Below are 18,390 nucleotides of genomic sequence, written 5' to 3' on the forward strand. Positions count from 1 at the left end.
ATTGGTGTTTGACCGGGTATTTACCAGACATATATTGTTAGCATAAAGTGTCAAAGGAGTTATTTCTTGAACTGAAATTCCGAGAGAGTATCATGTTTAGTATATATGATATGAATCCCCTAGTGTATCCGATTAACGACTATGACAGCTTGAGATTTAGACAATGGCAAAGAAGGTTCGAAAGAAAACGAAGGCAGAACTGGCTGATCCTGCTTTTCGCAAACGTGCTACCACTCAATCTAAGGTGCTAACACTATCCTATTCTGAATGTGATAAACTAGCAAAATCTAGACATCAATACATTCTAGATGTGGCGGCCAGTGAATGGATCAACCGCTTTGAGAGCATAGACGACGATGCTGCTTTCGAGAAAGAGTGTCGCAAGTGGGACAAGTTGCGACGGGAATTCGTGAAGTCAGTTTCCAAACCTCTCGATATTCACTGCTTTACTTGCAACTATGATGCGTCGAATGGCATGAAGCCACTGATTCAGTTGGGAAAACACCCATCGTGTGATGCTGGAACTGCGCTTCGTCTTTTCTGGGTATATGAACCAGTCTTCTATTATTCTCAATATGCTACGATTTCAGAATGCGCTTATGAAGAAGATCAGGATGCGATGAGACTTCTCAAGGCTATAGAGCGTCGATTCAAGAAAAGTAACTTCAAGACACACAAGATTTATTTTGACCCAAAACCTTGGCTTGAGGCATGTGAAGTTGATCTCGAATCGCTCCGGCTACCAGATTCGATGCTTGTGTCCGTTCCCTAAAAAAGTAATAATAGACTAGGTCTCTTTTGTTACTTCATATCTCATTTCGCATCGACTTTCCAACGGATTGGACCTATGATGAACTGTACGAATTCAACTGGCAAGATCTTAAGAATAAACCCAATTGCTTCAACAAAATCGACTACGATGCAATCACATAACAACGTCGTTCGCCGCGGCCCGGTGAACAGTAACGTTAGGTGCAAGGATAGATATGGCGCAGAATCCATTTTATGTTTATGCCCTAAAAGATCCTAGGGAGAAACCGGCTAAAACTTTCTACATAGGAAAAGGTACTGGTAATCGTGCTTGGGAGCATCAAACACAGATTGATGATTCAGAAAAAGGGAAAGTGATTCAGGCCATTCATGACGCAGGTCTTTCTGTTCTCCACACAGTCATCTCTGATAATTTAACCGAAGAACAATCGCTAAAAATCGAAGCGGAGCTTATTTCAGGATTTGGTATCAGATCTCAAGGTGGTTTACTTACTAACCGCGTTAAACCAAACCCAAATAATATTTCCAAACGCATCAAGGTAAACATACCTGATGGATGTTATGAAAAGGCTCAAATGGGCTTAGGCATACTTAAATCAGCAGTTATGGAGCTAGCTAAGGCAAACCCTGAAGGTATTAAAAACTCTGATGCGGCTAAATATCTTGGTTTGCAGTCAGATTATGGTGGTGGTTCTAAAGATTATTTAAGCTACAGTGTACTAGGCATTCTAATGAAAGAAGGCCGTATAGTTCGCGACGAGAAAAAGACGCATATTGCAAAGTCAGAGTAGGCACCTACCTAGTCAATCAACTTCGTGCCTATGGCGCCGGTTATTGGGGCGTTATCCAATAAACTCATTCGTTTCTTCAGACGTCCTGTAATTCGATCGTTTTAAAAGACACTCTTTAGAAACAATAATGGACCAGGTCTTTTTTGGGGTGGTTCATTCTCATTTGATGTTGAATGCCACCACGTTGCATCCATTGAATTTGGCGAATGCCAACAATTTTGATCCCATTTTTTTCTGTAATAATGACTGGTCCACGTTTTTTTCGTAGTGAATGGATTGAATCATCAACTTGTGATTGCTTCGATCTGCTTTGCAATCAATCCGGGCGACAAATCGGCTGCCCTGGAGGACCGGCAGAGAAAAATAGCCATACTTTCTTTTGGGTGCAGGGACGTAGCATTCAATCTTATAATCAAAATCAAAAAAGGTGATCAGCTTATTTCTTTGAATGATCAAATTGTCAAACGGGGATAAGATGTGAATTTTAGAGCCGACCCTGGGGATGTTCTCTAATGCTTGTCTGAGGGCAAAATAAGGCTCGTCAACTCCTTCTACAGCGACTTGGGATATCTCGCCGGCAGCCACCATTTCGTTGAGGGTCTTCAAAACGGTTTTCTTGGTTTGCGCTTTGCGCATGTAGGCAATTTCGCTTACAGAGGCTAAGCCATGATGTTGCAGCGTTCGTTGAATCAGGAATCGGGCATAGTCGGTTTCGCTCGGTAGTGTGGTGTCAACAGAACCAGGAATCACATTCTCCGGGAGATCGTATACTTTCTGGAATCCCTCACGGCGGGTGATTTCCAGTTTGCCTTCAAGAAACAGTCTCTCTAACGCTTTTTTGGCTGGTTTCCAATCCCACCATCCCGATTTCCCTTTCTTTGTCATCTCAAAGTCTTTGGATCGAAGCGGACCTTCTTTACGGATCCTGGTTAAAACCTGTTTCATCATTTTCAAGTCTTTGGGATACCAGGAAGTCTCGCGTTTTTGAAATTCTTTCTTCAGTGGTAGCGAAAACCGGTAGTCTTTCATTGGCAGGTAAGAGGCGGCATGGCTCCAGTACTCAAACGCGTCTCGTGATTCAATGAGATTGTCCAGGTCGGTTGGACTATATTTTGGGTTTCGACTCCAGAACACATGGTGATGAGCACGCTCCACGACAGAGATGGTATCAATCTGAACGTACCCCAGATGCTCAATGATTTGCACGGGATCTAAAGCGGGGCCTGACAGCTTCTGACTAGCCACCATTAAACGTTGTGCAGATTTCAATGGCAACTCGATCGTTTTCATCTCGGGGATTTTTTTAGAGAACCTAAAAGGATAATAGATCGACACAATCAGGCAACGTCCATTCTGCACCTGCCTGGGAATGATAAAGTTGCGCAAAACACATCAACGTGAGCGTAGAAAACGAAGTGTAAAACCTCAAGTAAGAACTTGACTCGATCTTCTATTTTCCAAAAACAATTTCTTTATCGTCAGGATGGAAAAAGAGAGCAAGAATTATTTAGTTCAGCCAAGTCTTTAAAAGTTATTTTGAGAAGCGATTTTTTTCGAGCTTTGTTCTACCATTCAATTGAGTCGCTCATTTTGTGATTCCCCAGTTTGTTGTGGTTTTTAAACCCTGTGGTTCAACCACAATCATGGGAACGAAATACGGACGCCAGTGCCATGGGACGGCATCTCTTTCTGCAAGTTCAGCCGGGTTCTTACCAAGTTCTTTATATAAAGCGTACTCAGCTGGTGGTCTTCCTACCATGCGACCTAGTTCGTATCCCTTGAGGATGCATCGCGTTTTGGTGGGAAGTCGAACATTGTCGACTTTGATTAGAATCGTCTTTTCCAGTTTTTTACCATCGACCGTGTCGATGACAATCGTATTGGATTCGACCTTTCCGTTGCCCTCATACAGCACACCTTCTATTGTCAGATAAGTTCCAAGTGTGGCATTTAAATAACCACCAGGTTGGCGTGGTCGGAGAGGGGTTTTTTGTGCCGACTTGGTCACTTCTGGGGATTGAGCATAAATGACTCTCACATTACCGGTTACAATGACCAATATGAGTACAGTAATAAGATAGAAGCAGGGAACGTGTTTCACGACAAGACTCCTTCAGGGCATGGACTGTGGTTACACTAAACGATTCTCTCTATGGTATTGCAGAAATTCCTGACAATACAAGATACGATAACCAGAATCGAACTGAAACATTCTCCGAAAAGAGAAAATATTAATGGACTGGGTCACTTTGAGGTACCTTGGTTCGTATTCCCATATTAGCAATCGCCGGTATCACAAGATGGGTTACCTTCTGCTTTGCACTTGAGAATGTTTCCCTGTCTGTCGAACTGGAACTGGCAGCACTCTTTCAGCATTATTTCAAGAGTTTTACGGCCGCGTTGAACTCGGGATTTTGCTCCAGAGAGATATATTGATTCTCGCTCAGCGATTTCCTTTTGTGAGATGCCTTCCAGTTCGTACAGAGAGACGGCACGCTGTTGATCTTCAGGTAAATGGTGAATCAAAGCGGTCAGGCAACCGGCAACTTCTGTGTTCAGATTCTCAACGCTTTTCATTTCGGCAACTGCGTTCTGCGCGAGGTCATCATTTGGCACATCTCGTTTTTTGCGAAAATGATCAATCACGGCATTACGTGTGATTTGAAATACCCAGGCTTCCAGCCGCTCGATTTGATGGAGGTCCTCGATCTTTTGATGAATGCGGAGGAACACCGATTGTAAAATGTCATCCACATCCGCTGCCGAATTCACGCGCGAACTGACAAACTGGCGCAGCCGATCACTCAGCTCGCGCCAGATTTGTTCGGTTGTGATGTGGGAACTCTGGTCTTTCATTGCTAACAGCAACCCGATTGATCAGATTGAGAACGCACCTTGTTTGGGCAACAACTTTGTGTAGCACAACAACAAACACAGCAACAGTTTATTGTACAACACGCGTTGTTTTCATCACACTTAGAACTGTTTTCATTCGATTGATCAGTCATTTTTTCTCCTTTTCGAATTCGTGAAAATGGGACAGTCACTCGTTCCGTCACACATAAAGACGTATTGAATTCGAAAAAGACGCAACTCTGACCAGTTTTTTCATTCAATCAATGAAAAGTGTTCGGGTAACCTGAGTCGCCCGAACACTTCACTCGTGCCACGCTTGGTGGTCTTAAATGATCGCATCCTCTGCAAGGCATTTTTTCTTTTTTTGAAGTGAGGCGTAATGAGCTACTAAATTGATAAGTTTGTCACGATCGACTGGTTTGGTTGTATAATTATCACAACCGGCGGCAACACAGGAATCTCGATCATATAGACTGGTATGAGCGGTGATGGCGATAATCGGACTGGTATAACCTGCATCACGTAATTTTTTTGTGGCTTCATTTCCATCGATTGACGGCATCTGAATATCCATCAGAATGACGTCAAAGGGGAACCCGTGATCACGCGCTTCCATAGCAAGATCGTAGGCAATCTGCCCATCTTCCGCGATGAACACTTCAGCGCCCGCCTGCTTCAAGTAATATGAGACCAGCCTTTGGTTATCGGGCATATCTTCCGCTAAAAGAACCCGGCATTCGAGCTGGTTCTCCTGGTCTGTGGATTTGTCTTGATCGTTCATGATGAAGTTAGGCCTTTCTTCCGATACAAATGAGATTTTCCATCTGTTGAGCGTATCAACTCACGATTTCCGTATATTCAGACACTGGGTATCAAACTATAGAACACAATCGATGTCCGTGTGGGGAGGTAATCATCTGCATTTGTTTAAAAAAGAGAGGGCTAAGTCCCTCTGAATGCCTTAAAAGATTTACCTCCATTCTGAGGTCCGGAATTCGAAAAGTCTTGCGAAACGATGGTCCCGTTCTCTTCAATGCCTTCCACTGACTGTCATTAGGAAACGGCAATCGACTCCAGCTCAGCAAGATGGCTGTCGGTATGGTGAAACATTTCTGTGAGGTGTTGACCAATCTGACCGTCGCCTTCCTCATCAGTCACCGAAGCAGTGACATTCATTAACAGTTGTCTGGCGTTTTGCAATCGATCCAGGACCTCAGTGTGTGTATGGCTGCGTGCCCATCTTGCTTCGCGCTCATTATGCGTATCAGCATCGGGCCACGGGGCGTCTGGTGCTATCTCAAGATCAGTACCCCCATACCACTCTTCCACAGGGATTTCTGGACCGCCACGAAACATACCTTGGATGACAGGCAGGCTTGTTTCTTCCCAGAACGCAAGATGGGCCAACATCTCCTTCACGGTCCAGCCATCACGGATACGTCGGTCAAAGCCTTCAGTTCCTAAACGATTAATAACACGTGCCAGACGTTCCCGACTGGATTCAAGAAGTTTAAGTTTTTCGCTCGCCCACTTGCTCTGAGATCGCATTTGTGGATTCCTTAGGAATGTTTTTTGTCCAGATGTTAAATCTGGCTAGAATATAAACAGACATTTAAGCATGACAAACTGTAAAAATCGTATCAAACTCAGGTGGTCTTTATCAAACGCAATGATCAAAAATGAATTGATTGTGTTAACCGAACCTCGCGTCTCTTAACGATGTCAGAAGATTCGAGTAAAACAGCATTCTGGTCTGTTCAATCTCCTTTTGTATGCCTCCTTTGCCTCGTAATAATGAAAGCCCATCTCATGACCTGGTTAGAACCGATTACTCTTAATGGCCCTGGTGTTCGACTGGAACTGCTTGATCAACGGCATCATGACGATCTTGCTGAGGCAGCGAGGGATGGCGCACTGTGGGAGCTCTGGTATACCTCCGTGCCTGGACCCGATGGTGTGGCAGCAGAAATTCAAAGACGACTTGATTTGTTCGAACAGCAGCGAATGCTGCCCTTTGTGATTATTGAAGAATCATCGAACAAGGCCGTCGGTATGACCACATACATGAATGTCGATGCAGCGAATCGGCGGGTTGAGATTGGATCAACCTGGCTCCGCAAATCGGTGCAGAAGACAGGACTTAACACGCAATGCAAACTACTCTTACTGACACATGCGTTTGAAGTATTGGATTGTATTGCCGTCGAGTTCCGAACGCATTTTTTCAACCGACAGAGTCGCGCTGGTATCGAACGTCTGGGAGCGAAGCTCGACGGAATCTTGCGAAACCATCAGATCTCACCGAACGGCACACTGCGAGACACGTGCGTTTATTCCATCATCGCCAGCGAATGGCCTACGGTGAAAGCACATCTGACATTTCAGGCAACACGTTCTCGTTGAAAGAGATTCGTAATACGATACTTGACTCACTGTATTTGTTTCTGTTTTTTTGCAGTAGAGTTCAGTATTTTTATTGGTCCTGATGAGGCAAGTGTTGTAGAACAGGCCATTCCGCGAAAGCCAGAAAATAGATTAGTACAATATTTACGATTGGAACTAAGATTCCAAGACTGATCCAGCCAGGGAACCCCGCTTTGGAACAGATCATCCAAAAGGGAGTCACTACGAAAATCAAAATGATTCCGATGGTGAGCAGTTCTAAAAGGCCGGGCATGAGAATGAATACGGTAGGCATAGGTAGAGTTTCCTTTGGTTTGCTGATTGAAGTCCGTTTATGGAGTCATCAGATCTCAGCTAACGGGACGCTACGAAATACGTCTGTTTATTCCATTATTACAAGCGAACGGCCAAACGTGAAAGCACACCTGACTTTTCAAACAACACGATCATGTTGAATACGATTAGAACACGGCACCCATGAAATCCGACCATCGATTGCGGTCGACAAAACCGTAGTGGCCGGCGTTTTCCCAAACATGAGTTGTGCAATCCGGTAATCGTTCTGCAAGACGAAGTGGCATTTTAATATCAAGGATATCATCGGCATCGCCGTAGAACAGTTCGACATGCTGATTGATCTCTTCCGGATCAAATCCCCAATCCCAGAGCGCCATGATCATTTCATAGATTCCTTCGCCCCCCTGAACCATGCCGGTGGTAAAAGAGGCTTCGAACATTTCGCGTTGTATCGGATCGCGAAGAAAAGTTTCCGCATCAGAGGGATCTTCCTGCGCGGTTGTCTCAACGAAGCTCGGAATATCTTTTAATGCTCTTTTTGCTTCACTATTGGAAGCCCATTTAATGATGAAATGGAGGTGATGGAGTTTTGCGATCAGTTTCAGGTCTTTGTTGATCATCAGTTTGCCCATCCCTGGCTCATCGAGGGGAGAGACTGGTGAGGCCAGAACAATCTTCGTCACCCGTTTTGGGAGACGGTAGGCAATGGCGAGCGCATGAGGTGATCCACCCGAATGCCCCGCCACTGCAAATCGGTCTAATCTGAGTGAATCGGCTAACTCTTCCATGTCTTTGCCCCAATCGACCATCTTGCGTTTTTTTTGTGGAGAGGAGATACCCACTCCCGGTTGATCGGCGGCAATGACACGGACACCCAGAGATTTGGTTAACGACTCGTCAGGGTTACGGATCAGTCGTGAGTCCGAAAGGCCGTGATTGAAGATCACTGGCGTACCATTTGGATCACCGTATTCGTCGTAGGCCAGAATTCGACCATCACTGAGCGTTAGTTTTTCCATCTTGTATTCCGAGAATTGAGGGGGACTTTTATTTTCGGTAGCGCGTTTTTTAACTCTTCTCGTTGTTATGTTTGTTGTACCTGCCGAACGGCGTCCAGACGCCTTGAATTTTGATCATCCTTTTTTGTCTTCCAGGATAACTTTCACTTTGACTGGAGGCGTGGTGACTTCGTATTTCTTGGGCTTGTTTTTTGGCTTTTTGTCATCGGGTAAGGGAAACGCTGGTAGCCCTGTGTAAACTGTATACGTGGCGGTGATCGTATATTCTCCCGGTTCGCTCCAATAGAACCAGGGAGTGCCGCCGTTTGGGTTGAGTGAGTCGATTGAGAGGCGATAACTCTTACCCGGCGCTATGGTCGGCTGGATGCTGCTGCCTGAAGACGCTCCTGATATTGATTTCAAATTATCCGGTTGCACGACTCCCGGTCCCTTAACTGTTAAGTCAGGGTAGCTAATCGCCCCTTTCGGCCAGATCATCACGTTCTCTTTACTGATATTCTTGAGTTCCAAAACAAGATCGACTTGCGGTGCAGCGGGTAGCTTGTCGCTGTCGGTTTCAGCTTCGATTCGCTTACGAAAGGCTTTTCCGCGGCGTTTTGGGGACAGGATGTATTTCGATTGATTCACGATTAATCTGGCTTCCACAGGCGAAGCCTTCGATTTTTTTATCGGTTCCTCTGCCAACAGGGGGACTGAGGTCGATATGAGGCAAACGATGACAGGCAATGATATGAAGCGGTTTGAATACACAATCATAATCCCTGTTAGAATATTGACCGATGACGAAACGCAAATGAAATAAAAACGCATGCTTTCGTTCTTCAGTTTACGCTATCTGATTATAGATGAGCCGTCAAGAAAATTATCCTCAAGATTACAGGCGATGAACTGTTGAGCGGGCATGAAGAGATAATTTCGCTTTAAGATGCCGTCACACACAAAAGTCGCTATAATCCTGGACTGAAAGAAAGAATTTGATTTCATTTCAAATAACAAACGAGTTGATCAGGGAGGACAACCAATTCCGTTTACACCATTTCACTTTTGTCCGGGATTGCTCGCCAAAGCGTTTAGCCCTCGTTATTTCTGGCTTACTTCGTTTGTGTTGGCAAATGTCCTCATTGATTTAGAAGTTCTTTACTATCTCAGCAAAAATGACCCACCAATTCATCGATACCTGCACACCTATCTTGGTGGCATTGTCATGGGGGTATTCGCCGGTTTGCTGATGTTTGCTGTCATTCAGATAGCATGTCGGGTTTTACCAGCACATTCGCGCTGGAGAGTAAAGGTAATACAGGCACCAAAATTACAACTGCTCTGGCAATCGCTAATTGCCGGTCTCATCGGTGGGGTGACTCATATTTTTCTGGACAGTCTGATGCATGAAGAGATGAATCCGTTTTGGCCAATTGCGGATGGAAATGGATTGGCTGGGATGGTCAGCGTCGGCACTCTTCATATCGGGCTGGCAGTGACTGGCCTCTTCGGCCTGATATTCAGGCTTCTGCTTCGCGAATCGTGAGAATTCCGTTTTCTTCGCTGCCTTTTACAGCTATAAACGGTGTTTCAGAAAGTTTGATCTACTGCATCTTGCAGGCTGTGAAACTAAGGCAGTATTATGCACTTGTATTCCGTATGATCAGCGATTTTGAGTCGGGGGACATCCAACTGATACGCGACGTGAAGGAAGAAGATGCGAAAGATATTTGTGAAATCTATAATCACTATGTCACAAATTCCATAATCACATTTGAAGAGAATGTGGTAACTGCTTCCGAAATGCAAGGACGTATTCGGGACATCACTGCAACCTTGTCCTGGCTCGTTTATGAAGATCAGCAAACGATTCAGGGCTATGCTTATGGCAGTCAGTGGAAGAGCCGCTGCGCTTATCAATACTCGGCAGAAATTACGGTCTATCTGGCCCATGATTCAGTCGGAAACGGTATAGGTAGTTTACTTTATCAGGAGTTAATTGATCGTTTACGCAGTCTTTCTTTTCATAGTCTGATCGCAGGAATTGCACTTCCTAATCCAGCCAGCATTGCGTTGCATGAGAAAATGGGATTTGAGAAAGTAGCACATTTCAAAGAAGTTGGCTGGAAAATGAATCGATGGATTGATGTGGGTTACTGGGAATTAATCATGCCGAATACCAATCCAGTACAATAACTCTTTGACATCAATCAAATACTCAGTCAGCAGGCGCCTACATATATAGCGCTATAGCGCGACTAAATCAACGACTCCTTCAGATAACTCCCTCCAATCATGTTTGTTCGAGCGTTGAAACTATAAAATAAATTCAAGTTGAGTAATCCTCATAATCGATAAATTAACAGACGTGTACCTGTGTTAAAAGTTAGTGATGCTAACTGGTGGTTTTTGTGATCTGGGGGATTGCTATGAAAATTGACTCAATTAACTCTAGTAGTCTGTTGACTCAATCACAAAAACGAGAGCAGGACCACCAAATTCAAAATCTCTTTAGTGCGCTGCTGACCGAAGCAGGACGTAAAGGATATGCCTCGGCTCAGCCTATAGATAGCCAGCAGCCGCTCACGGAAAATATTCAAAAAACCTGGGACAGTTGGTTTACGGGGGAATTGGGAGGTCGTTACACGCAGGTTCAAAATCCTGACGAGTTGAAGCACACCTACGGCGAAATCCTTGTGCGGGCGCACAATGAGGGGGGATATTTTGATCCCAAAGGTTTCCTGCAAAGTCTGTCTCATGACGAATTAGCGGTGATTCAAAAAGTTCAAGGGCTCGCCAGTGAAATCGATGTTGAGTCTTTAACGGAAGAAGGTGCATTGAATTTGCTTTTGCCACCTGCAGCGCAAGTCGACTTGAACCAAGATGGATTGACGCGCAGTGGTTTGGCATACGGCATCAAGTTTCCTGATAGCAACACTCCTGCTGAAGTTGTCAACGCCTGGGAAGAAGCAACTGAGGGTATGAGTTTTCGCGAGCTTGCTTTCGCTCAGTTTCAAGTGATGTTACCAAAGCTTACCTCAAATATAGTACTCGATGAGAACGGCTCATTTCTGCATCGGTATGAACCTGGAGATGCCGGGTTCAAAAATCCGATGGCAACCTCTGATTATTCATATGTAACAGCGGCAAAAGATCAATTAGCATCGCTCGAATTTATGAAAAACGAACTGCCAGCTGAACAATATGAGCGTCAAAAATCGTTTTGGAGCAAGTTTCAGCAGTCGCTGATTGAGAATGGTGCTGAATAAGTGCTACATAAAATAACCAGAGATATTCTTTTCGAAACTCTTGTGTCTTAGCGACTTAGTTTTGCTTCTTTCGCCATTCTAGTAGCTCTTGATAGAGATCAGTCTCCGACAGTTCAGTCTTTACAATTTGCTCGTACGACATGCCTTTGGTAGCGATTAAATATTCAATCAATAGACGCCAGCGAACGTAGTGTGGCGGAACAATCACTCCTTCAGAGATCTCCATCCAGTTCTCATTGCCTCCTGAAGTCGCGACATGCATTTCGTATTGATCTAAGAGTGAGGAAAGGTGGTAATCAGGTGCGTTTCGATCACGGAGATGTGAGACGTACTCGGCATATCCTTCTCGTTTCCATGACGCGGTGTTGTTATGCATTCCATAGTGTGCGTTTTCCAGGCAATGTGTCATTTCATGTGCCAGAGTGCGAACAAGATCCATTTCCAAAACGGGGCCAACGAGTCGTAAATGGTCCAAATCAATTCCACCATTCAGAAAAACGATATTGCGTGATGCTTTTGCTAAGACCGGTTTGGCTAAGAGGCTTTCTAATCGACGGTAGTTAGAATTGGAAATCAACAATACGTTGAGCTTGGAATGATTCGAATACAGTTCAGAGCTTTGAATTAATGGAAGAAACTCATCGATGACATTTTTCCAACGTGGATCAACTTCTGATTCCGAATGAATGGTAATATTTCGATGTGTGAGGGTATGCCGAAACAGCGATTGAGGGAAGCAGAGTACCCAGGCGTATGCACTGATTGGTATAAAGACCAGCAAGGCTACAAATAAGATCAGTTTTTTTTTGCGTAATTTCATAATCTGGAATACTCTACTCTATTTCGCTAACAGATTCCGCTGATTTATATTTTTCCTTTCTCTTTTTGAGATAACCATACAAAAACAATCCAGGCAGACTTAACAGGGCAAGCGGCAGGAACCAGCGATCCATAAAGGAATTGACGACTCCTTCCTGTTTGTTTTCAGGATTGATCAGGACAGCAACCGTTTTCCCTTTTTGCCGCTCACAATGGGATTTGCTGCCATACCAGCGTCCCGTAATGCGTGCGCCATTTTTTGTTTCAACGACATAAGCATATTTCGATTTATGCTTGAAGCGTTTTCCCGTACATCCCACCACGGTGCCAGTGTCATGTTCAAATTGAGTGAGGTACCAGGTTGTTTTTCCCAGTTCATAAACGCCAAAAACGGGGACAGCGCAGACCATCAGAATGATCACCGCACTGAACGTGTAACCAAAAATATATAAAAGCACTTTTTTCATGTTGTTTTGTCGGGTCGTCCGTGAAGATGCAGGGCTACTCAGGATTATAGTCGAGTATGAATTTGGCTACGAAAACAGATCGCCCATGCTCATCATAGCTCCAGGCAAACATTTCTTGAACACATTCCATCACACGTTCATATTCGCCAACGACTACAGTTGCTGTGGGACCAGGAGTGACGCGCAGGCCTTCATACTCCTTCAATTTTTGGATAAAGGCTTGAATCAATTCCCGATAGCCTTCTTGAAAGGGATACATGCTTATTTCGACTGTAGTTATCATAGTAGCTTTTTCATCCTTTGCGATTGTATGTTATTTGGAAAAATTCCATGAAGTCGGCATCTTAGACCCACCTTTTGACAGCTTCGACAGAATCAAAGGGAGTGCTGTTGAAAGCGATCTTCGCATTCGGAGCTTCTGCATGAATTGTATTGATGATCTTTTCAAAGAGTAGGAAGTGATCGGGATCAATTCGAACGCCAGCACCGACTAAGACAATATCAGGAGTAAACTCTTTGAGATCTGTGGTCAGTTGTTGCTCTGCGGTTTCTCCGGTATCCGTCAAACACCATTTCGCCTCATAGCCGAGTTCGATTAGATTTGTGTGAACATCAGAAAAGGCTGCTTCTAATTTTTCCACTGATAATTCTGGCCATTTCTCGAAATTTACGACCGATGATTTTAAGCCGACTAAAAGCACAGACGTCTTCTGCATGAGGGCATCCTTTCGGTTACTTGCAGGTTACGACACAATCCCAAGCACAAAAATTGTATAACGAATGTCACTGAGTGAAATGATTCAGAACGTTTCATTGAGTTGACGCATCGAGGAATTAAATTTCACTGATCAACTCAATTCCCGAGATAACAGGTGGATGTGCTGAATCATTTACCGGAATCAATTCAATCTCAATTTTGTCTGATGCGGGAATATTTTTAAACTCTTTGACCAGACTGTGCATTGCCTGACCGGTTTCTCTGAGAATATCCAGATTATCAATGGCAGGTGTTCCCTGTAAGCGAACCTGGAATTGTCGGTTTCCCGGTTTCATATTCTCATCAGGCTCGGTAAATGTCAGTCGGATCGTATACCGATTTGCTGGAGGAGTGGCTTTCGTTTTTGCTGCTGTTTTTTGCTGCTGCTGTTTCATTTTGGTTTTGAGAACAAGCCGTGCGGAGCCTGATTTCGCCCCCTTGTACGATTTGGCGATGCGTGTGCCTGTTCCCGTAAAGAGAAACGAAATCGCATTTCCTGGTTTCCAGTTTTTCTTTGACAGGACACTTTTGATAATGGAAGTCAAATCAGGTGTCGCTTGTGCTGTGCCCACGGCACCGACTTTTGACCATGCAGGGGGAGTCCATTCCACATAAGCCTTGGATCGCTTTCGAGAGGAAAGATTCCGTTTTGTTTCCACGTACGCTTTGGAATTCGCGACATCTTCGGTTTGAATTTTTAGTTGACAGCGCGAATCGCCTCTTTCATCAACGGTAAATTGAATGTAGGCAGATTCTAAATCGTCAGCCGATAACAGTGGAATGTCTGTAAAACGGAGTGCGACCACTTGTGGGTCCCCGGCATCAAGGCCGAGTTCCAAATCGCTACTATGCAGTTTGACTTCCCCCTTCGAATCCTCTTCTGCATCATCTTCGACACCGGCGATTGGGATTCCCTCAGGTGTCATCGTGTCCTTGTTCTGATTGATGGCGATGGTGATTTTTTGGGGGTTTTCAATTCCAGAAGCAGCGACCCAGTTCAAACTGCCAGAGGGAGAAGGTTCTCTCATTTTGAGTGTATGGTGTCGAAACGGGACAAATTGTTTGTTAGAAATCTTGACCTTGAGATCTGGAGATTGTCCACCCACACTTGGATAATCGAGCCAAAGGGTGCCATTTTTTGCCCGACGATCTCCGGGAGCACCAAAGTTAATACCTGCCTGTTTGACCAATGAAGCAGAATCGGAACCGCTGCCTAATTCACTATTGGTCCAGATTTCAATTTCCGGCATGTGAATCAACGCCAGAGAAGTCTGGTTCTGGTATGAGCAGCTACAAGTGCGCGTGTAGTCCGGCGCGTTTAAGACTCCATTAGCTACGACCAAATTGGAAGTGCAACTGGATTTGAAACCACCAAAATTTCCGGTGCCGCTTTTTGATTCCAGATCATAAAATCCGGCGGCTCCCGATCGAAACGTCAGCAGGTTTTCACTGGCAATGACGTAATTACAACCATAGGTTCGTGAAAACTTCAGCGACTCTTTTTGCTTTGTAATCGGATTGATAATCGAATAAGGCGTTCCGTCTAAAATATTGAACGCCCCGCCTGAGACTTCGTAAGAATTAGCCGAGGTGATGATGAGGTCGTTATGCAATACACAAGGTCCCGTATAACGTTGGTCTTTATTCTGCCAGATGATGGATCCATCTTTGCCGCGGTAGGCTGTCATGCCTTGTCCGACTTCATCACTCAAACGGTCTTTGGCACGCGCTCCCGCCTGAAGCAGCAGGTCATGTTTTTTCGAGTAGCCCAACCACGAACCGAAGATGCTTTTATTGGTCGACCACAGTTCTCTTCCAGTGTGGATATCAAAGCAGACGATGCGATATTTTGTGGGATCTGCCATTCCGCGACGCGAAAGTTTTTTCTCGGCGCTGGCAGGGAGCTTATCCAGGCAATAAACACGCTTGCTTCCTACGACGATTCCATTATGTAAAAAAGAATGCACGGCAGCGGTTTCCCAGAGTTTCTTGCCAGAATGACGGTCATAGGCAATGAGTCCGTTGCTGGCGGAAAGATCGGCTGCCGCAGGTCCGTCTTTCCCTGGTTTCTCATCGATTTTCTTACCATAATGTGCAAATCCATTGCCGGCGAATAAGATGTGTTCAGAGACGGCGATGAAGGCCCAGTCATTTTGGGGATTTGGTAATTTGATGATCCGCCGCGTTTTCCCATCCGTCGCATTCAGAACATGGCATTCCGAACCGATGGCGAGATAGACTTCATCAGAGGTTGCAATATAATTCGTGCCACGCGCATTGGCACCCGGAATATGTTTCTGATTGTATTGAGTACTGAGAGGGGTGTCTTTATAGGTCGTATTGAAATAAATGCCGAACGTTCCCAGATCGTCAAACTCTCTTCGCCAGAGAACTTCTCCCGTATAAACATCGCGTGCACTGAGACTGTTCATTCCTTCCAGAAACGTCCGGCCGCCGACAACCTGCTCGGGAGGACCATGTCCATGTCGGGGCAGAATATCATCGTGTGTGTTTCCGCCAAACCAGAGAACGCCCAGGGGTAGCTTTACCCGTTTGTCATTCGACTTGACGGTGTTGGCAATATCACCATATTGGTGGGTCCAGTCGGCTGAGTCAGGTAACGCTCCCTTGCGCTCGATGAGAAACTGTTCTGCACGTCCGGTATAAATTGCCTTCGGCAGTGCAGCCTTGTGAAAGATTGCGACGGTTTCACGCGTGGACCTTTTCTCATTCTGCGGCATACAGATCACGCCGCCATAAGGTCGAACGGAGCGGTAGATTTGTTTGAGTTGTCTGGCATCGAGGGATTCCATGAACGCCTCGCTCAATAATGTCAGCCGTGCGATATGTTGTGGTGCCTGGAATGATTCAGGGGTTCCTTCGTGAACGGTAATTCGAGAGCCGTACAATCCGAGTGAATCATATTTGGTTCGTAACCTCTGGACTTTGGCTGGATCCTGTCCGATGACGATGAAACGTAATTGAGACTGATCCAGAAAGGCATCGAGTAGCGATTCTTGATCTGCACCATAGCAAATTGCGTAACCTTTTTTTGTTTTCGCTTTTTCCAGCAGGGTGTTTGCTGTTTCAATAGATTGAGGATCAGAGAGTAATGATTCTGGTTTTGGTTTCGTTTGTGGCGACAGTTTCGCTGGTTTACCAAATGCTTTGATGTCTCCATTTAATGTCACGGCAAACAATTTCTCATCGGCTGCCAGCAACCGTAAAACCTGACTCTTTAAAGGGAGTTGCCAGGCGATTTTTGGCTTTTGTTCTGGTGAGGTCGGGAGAGTAATCGCGGACAGCGTTTTTTCCCCTGCCGCATACAGTCGATTTCCTGCGCGGATCAGATCGCCTTGGCCATCAACGTCGAGGGACCACAAAGCCTGATGGTTTTTTTTGTAGGCCTGAATTAAAGGTCGTTTGTTTTTCAAAATGGCAGAGTAGAGCATTTTGTCATCAAGCACCGGCTCATTATGCACATACAGACTGGGTAGCCCCGTTTTGAGATTGTAGGTTCGCACACCGCGATAACGAGTGTGGACAAAGAACTCACTTTCGTTACTAATGACAAAAGAGCCACCATTTCCTTTACCACCGAGGTGAAAATATTTGAGTTTCCCTGTCTTGCGATCAAGTGCCGCGGGAACAGACCGACCACCGGGAACTAACAAAAGCTCTTCTGTTGCAACTAAAGTTCCCTGTGGTGCAACACCCGCAAACGAAGGGGCACTGTGTGGCTGTTTGATATAGCTGGCACTGGTAGAGTCATTGACCCAGACGACATTTCCTGTTTCCGCATCAAGGGCGTAGATGAAAGTGCCCATGAATGGCCAGATGCTGGCGGCAAAATAAATCGTATCATCATACAGTACGGGGCCACCTCGGGCAGGCCACGCGGAAATGACACGTTTATTTCCTAATGCTTTTTGCGCAGCCGGAGCGCCGCGAAATTTCCAGACCAGTTTTCCCGTCTCTGAATTCAGGCAATATAAATAGCCATCATCACTGACCGTATAAACGCGGTCTTTTGTGGCAACAGGGGAAAATCGAATGGGGCCATCGGCGTAAAATGTCCAGAGTGTGTTGCCATCTTCTGTATTAATGGCGATTAACTTATCGGAATCATTGAAACCAACAAACATGCGTTTGCCATAGACGACGGGTTCGAAAACTTTGTCGTAGGTCATCAAATCGTTATTGAGGGGATCATCCCAGACCTGCTCACGTTGACCGAAAGAACGCGTCCACAGTGGTGTTAATTGATCGGGTAAACCATCTGGGGATGCAGCGGTGTGCCCCGCATCGTAACGCCACATCGGCCAGTTACCGGCTACTGCTGATGACGGTAACGACGAGAGTGTTAACATCAGGAGACTGAGGACTCGGATGGTATTTAATGAATTTCGCATCAATTATTCCTATGAGTCTATTTACTCGAGCAACTTTTTCAGAGCCGTCGTTTATGGTTCTTTACCGGATTTGAGGTGGATACAGACCGTCAGGATTCCCCAGATGAGTAACAAAAACCCTGCAATTTTCCAGAACAGGGCCCATTCTTTGTCCAAAGTCGAAAAGTAGAGAAAGCTGCCACCGGCCATGATCGCAAACAGATCATCCTTATACTTTTTCATGAACTCTTTCTGATTTTAACAAGGGAAGTCCCTCACTATGGTTAATTTATGAATAATTTGAAAGTTGCTAAGCAAAAACAAGGAAGTAGATCATCTAAACTGATAGTTTTTTGACAGAAAATGGGAGGTCAGTCTCAAAAGTAGCTAAGATTAAGGGTTTCTTGGCGATTTTAGTATTAGGGAGCTGGAGGGCGGATCAATGAGATCACTCTTGTATTGCTCCAAGTTGATTGTACAATTGAATATACAACAAATGTAAGTGATCACAGTCTTCTCTTTTCTGATCGATCTGATCATATTTTGCGGCCAATCTAAAGGACTGTATTAA

20 protein-coding genes and 1 pseudogene are annotated in these 18,390 nt (G+C 45.1%); 7 read left to right on the top strand and 14 right to left on the bottom strand.

The annotated features are described in order from the left end of the window. Positions 1-163 precede the first annotated feature (163 nt). Positions 164-772 (top strand): DUF4274 domain-containing protein, encoded by a 609-nt coding sequence (locus tag V144x_RS13940; RefSeq protein WP_144985759.1) that lies wholly within the window; start codon positions 164-166, stop codon positions 770-772. A gap of 214 nt (positions 773-986) precedes the next feature. Next, the gene (locus V144x_RS13945; protein ID WP_144985760.1) at positions 987-1,562 is read left to right on the top strand and encodes a GIY-YIG nuclease family protein; all 576 of its coding nucleotides are present in this window, start codon (positions 987-989) and stop codon (positions 1,560-1,562) included. Between the two features lie 159 nt (positions 1,563-1,721). On the opposite strand, the gene V144x_RS13950 is transcribed toward V144x_RS13945, so the two are convergent. The 5 genes from V144x_RS13950 to V144x_RS13970 all read right to left on the bottom strand — a co-directional run bounded on the left by V144x_RS13950 (position 1,722) and on the right by V144x_RS13970 (position 5,966). Next, entirely contained in the window at positions 1,722-2,852 is a 1,131-nt protein-coding gene (locus tag V144x_RS13950) for a winged helix-turn-helix domain-containing protein (RefSeq protein ID WP_144985761.1), read from the bottom strand. 295 nt (positions 2,853-3,147) lie between these two features. Next, a complete protein-coding gene (locus tag V144x_RS13955) occupies positions 3,148-3,663 on the bottom strand; it encodes a hypothetical protein (RefSeq protein ID WP_144985762.1) in 516 nt (171 codons plus the stop codon). Positions 3,664-3,839: 176 nt separating this feature from the next. Beyond that, positions 3,840-4,418, bottom strand: coding sequence for an RNA polymerase sigma factor SigZ (gene sigZ / locus V144x_RS13960; protein ID WP_144985763.1), 579 nt, complete (start codon positions 4,416-4,418; stop codon positions 3,840-3,842). Between the two features lie 325 nt (positions 4,419-4,743). Continuing rightward, a complete protein-coding gene (locus tag V144x_RS13965) occupies positions 4,744-5,199 on the bottom strand; it encodes a response regulator (RefSeq protein ID WP_144985764.1) in 456 nt (151 codons plus the stop codon). A gap of 272 nt (positions 5,200-5,471) precedes the next feature. Beyond that, positions 5,472-5,966 (bottom strand): DinB family protein, encoded by a 495-nt coding sequence (locus V144x_RS13970; protein WP_144985765.1) that lies wholly within the window; start codon positions 5,964-5,966, stop codon positions 5,472-5,474. 261 nt (positions 5,967-6,227) lie between these two features. Between V144x_RS13970 and V144x_RS13975 the strand changes: the two genes are divergently transcribed. Beyond that, a complete protein-coding gene (locus tag V144x_RS13975) occupies positions 6,228-6,821 on the top strand; it encodes a GNAT family N-acetyltransferase (protein ID WP_144985766.1) in 594 nt (197 codons plus the stop codon). A gap of 70 nt (positions 6,822-6,891) precedes the next feature. On the opposite strand, the gene V144x_RS13980 is transcribed toward V144x_RS13975, so the two are convergent. Further along, positions 6,892-7,116, bottom strand: a complete 225-nt coding sequence (locus V144x_RS13980; RefSeq protein WP_144985767.1) for a hypothetical protein — start codon at positions 7,114-7,116, stop codon at positions 6,892-6,894. A gap of 37 nt (positions 7,117-7,153) precedes the next feature. Between V144x_RS13980 and V144x_RS29010 the strand changes: the two are divergent. Continuing rightward, positions 7,154-7,276: pseudogene (locus V144x_RS29010) on the top strand (GNAT family N-acetyltransferase); the annotation flags it as partial. Between the two features lie 6 nt (positions 7,277-7,282). On the opposite strand, the gene V144x_RS13990 reads toward V144x_RS29010, so the two are convergent. Both V144x_RS13990 and V144x_RS13995 read right to left on the bottom strand, forming a co-directional pair. Further along, positions 7,283-8,137 carry an alpha/beta fold hydrolase gene (locus V144x_RS13990; protein ID WP_144985768.1) on the bottom strand — a complete coding sequence of 285 codons (855 nt, stop codon included), beginning with the start codon at positions 8,135-8,137 and terminating at the stop codon, positions 7,283-7,285. 114 nt (positions 8,138-8,251) lie between these two features. Beyond that, on the bottom strand, positions 8,252-8,887 hold the full coding sequence (locus V144x_RS13995) for a hypothetical protein (RefSeq protein ID WP_144985769.1): 636 nt from the start codon (positions 8,885-8,887) through the stop codon (positions 8,252-8,254). A 271-nt stretch (positions 8,888-9,158) separates the two neighbouring features. Between V144x_RS13995 and V144x_RS14000 the strand changes: the two genes are divergently transcribed. The 3 genes from V144x_RS14000 (at position 9,159) to V144x_RS14010 (ending at position 11,385) form a co-directional block, all read left to right on the top strand. Then, positions 9,159-9,662: a DUF4184 family protein gene (locus tag V144x_RS14000; RefSeq protein WP_261343671.1), complete on the top strand. Its 504-nt coding sequence runs from the start codon at positions 9,159-9,161 to the stop codon at positions 9,660-9,662. A 53-nt stretch (positions 9,663-9,715) separates the two neighbouring features. Further along, complete coding sequence (locus tag V144x_RS14005; protein ID WP_197998927.1) at positions 9,716-10,312, top strand: arsinothricin resistance N-acetyltransferase ArsN1 family B; 597 nt, start codon at positions 9,716-9,718, stop codon at positions 10,310-10,312. Positions 10,313-10,545: 233 nt separating this feature from the next. Continuing rightward, positions 10,546-11,385: a hypothetical protein gene (locus V144x_RS14010; RefSeq protein WP_144985771.1), complete on the top strand. Its 840-nt coding sequence runs from the start codon at positions 10,546-10,548 to the stop codon at positions 11,383-11,385. 55 nt (positions 11,386-11,440) lie between these two features. On the opposite strand, the gene V144x_RS14015 is transcribed toward V144x_RS14010, so the two are convergent. The 6 genes from V144x_RS14015 to V144x_RS28390 form a co-directional block, all read right to left on the bottom strand. Continuing rightward, positions 11,441-12,205, bottom strand: a complete 765-nt coding sequence (locus V144x_RS14015) for a hypothetical protein (protein ID WP_144985772.1) — start codon at positions 12,203-12,205, stop codon at positions 11,441-11,443. Positions 12,206-12,218: 13 nt separating this feature from the next. After that, positions 12,219-12,671, bottom strand: a complete 453-nt coding sequence (locus tag V144x_RS14020) for a DUF3592 domain-containing protein (RefSeq protein ID WP_144985773.1) — start codon at positions 12,669-12,671, stop codon at positions 12,219-12,221. Positions 12,672-12,705: 34 nt separating this feature from the next. Next, a complete protein-coding gene (locus tag V144x_RS14025; protein ID WP_144985774.1) occupies positions 12,706-12,954 on the bottom strand; it encodes a thiamine-binding protein in 249 nt (82 codons plus the stop codon). Positions 12,955-13,015: 61 nt separating this feature from the next. Beyond that, a complete protein-coding gene (locus V144x_RS14030) occupies positions 13,016-13,387 on the bottom strand; it encodes an SGNH/GDSL hydrolase family protein (protein ID WP_144985775.1) in 372 nt (123 codons plus the stop codon). Between the two features lie 118 nt (positions 13,388-13,505). Beyond that, positions 13,506-17,840, bottom strand: coding sequence for an outer membrane protein assembly factor BamB family protein (locus V144x_RS14035; protein ID WP_144985776.1), 4,335 nt, complete (start codon positions 17,838-17,840; stop codon positions 13,506-13,508). A gap of 51 nt (positions 17,841-17,891) precedes the next feature. Further along, the gene (locus tag V144x_RS28390; RefSeq protein WP_197998928.1) at positions 17,892-18,062 is read right to left on the bottom strand and encodes a hypothetical protein; all 171 of its coding nucleotides are present in this window, start codon (positions 18,060-18,062) and stop codon (positions 17,892-17,894) included. Positions 18,063-18,390 lie beyond the last annotated feature (328 nt).

The organism is Gimesia aquarii, assembly GCF_007748195.1.
Lineage (GTDB): Bacteria > Planctomycetota > Planctomycetia > Planctomycetales > Planctomycetaceae > Gimesia > Gimesia aquarii.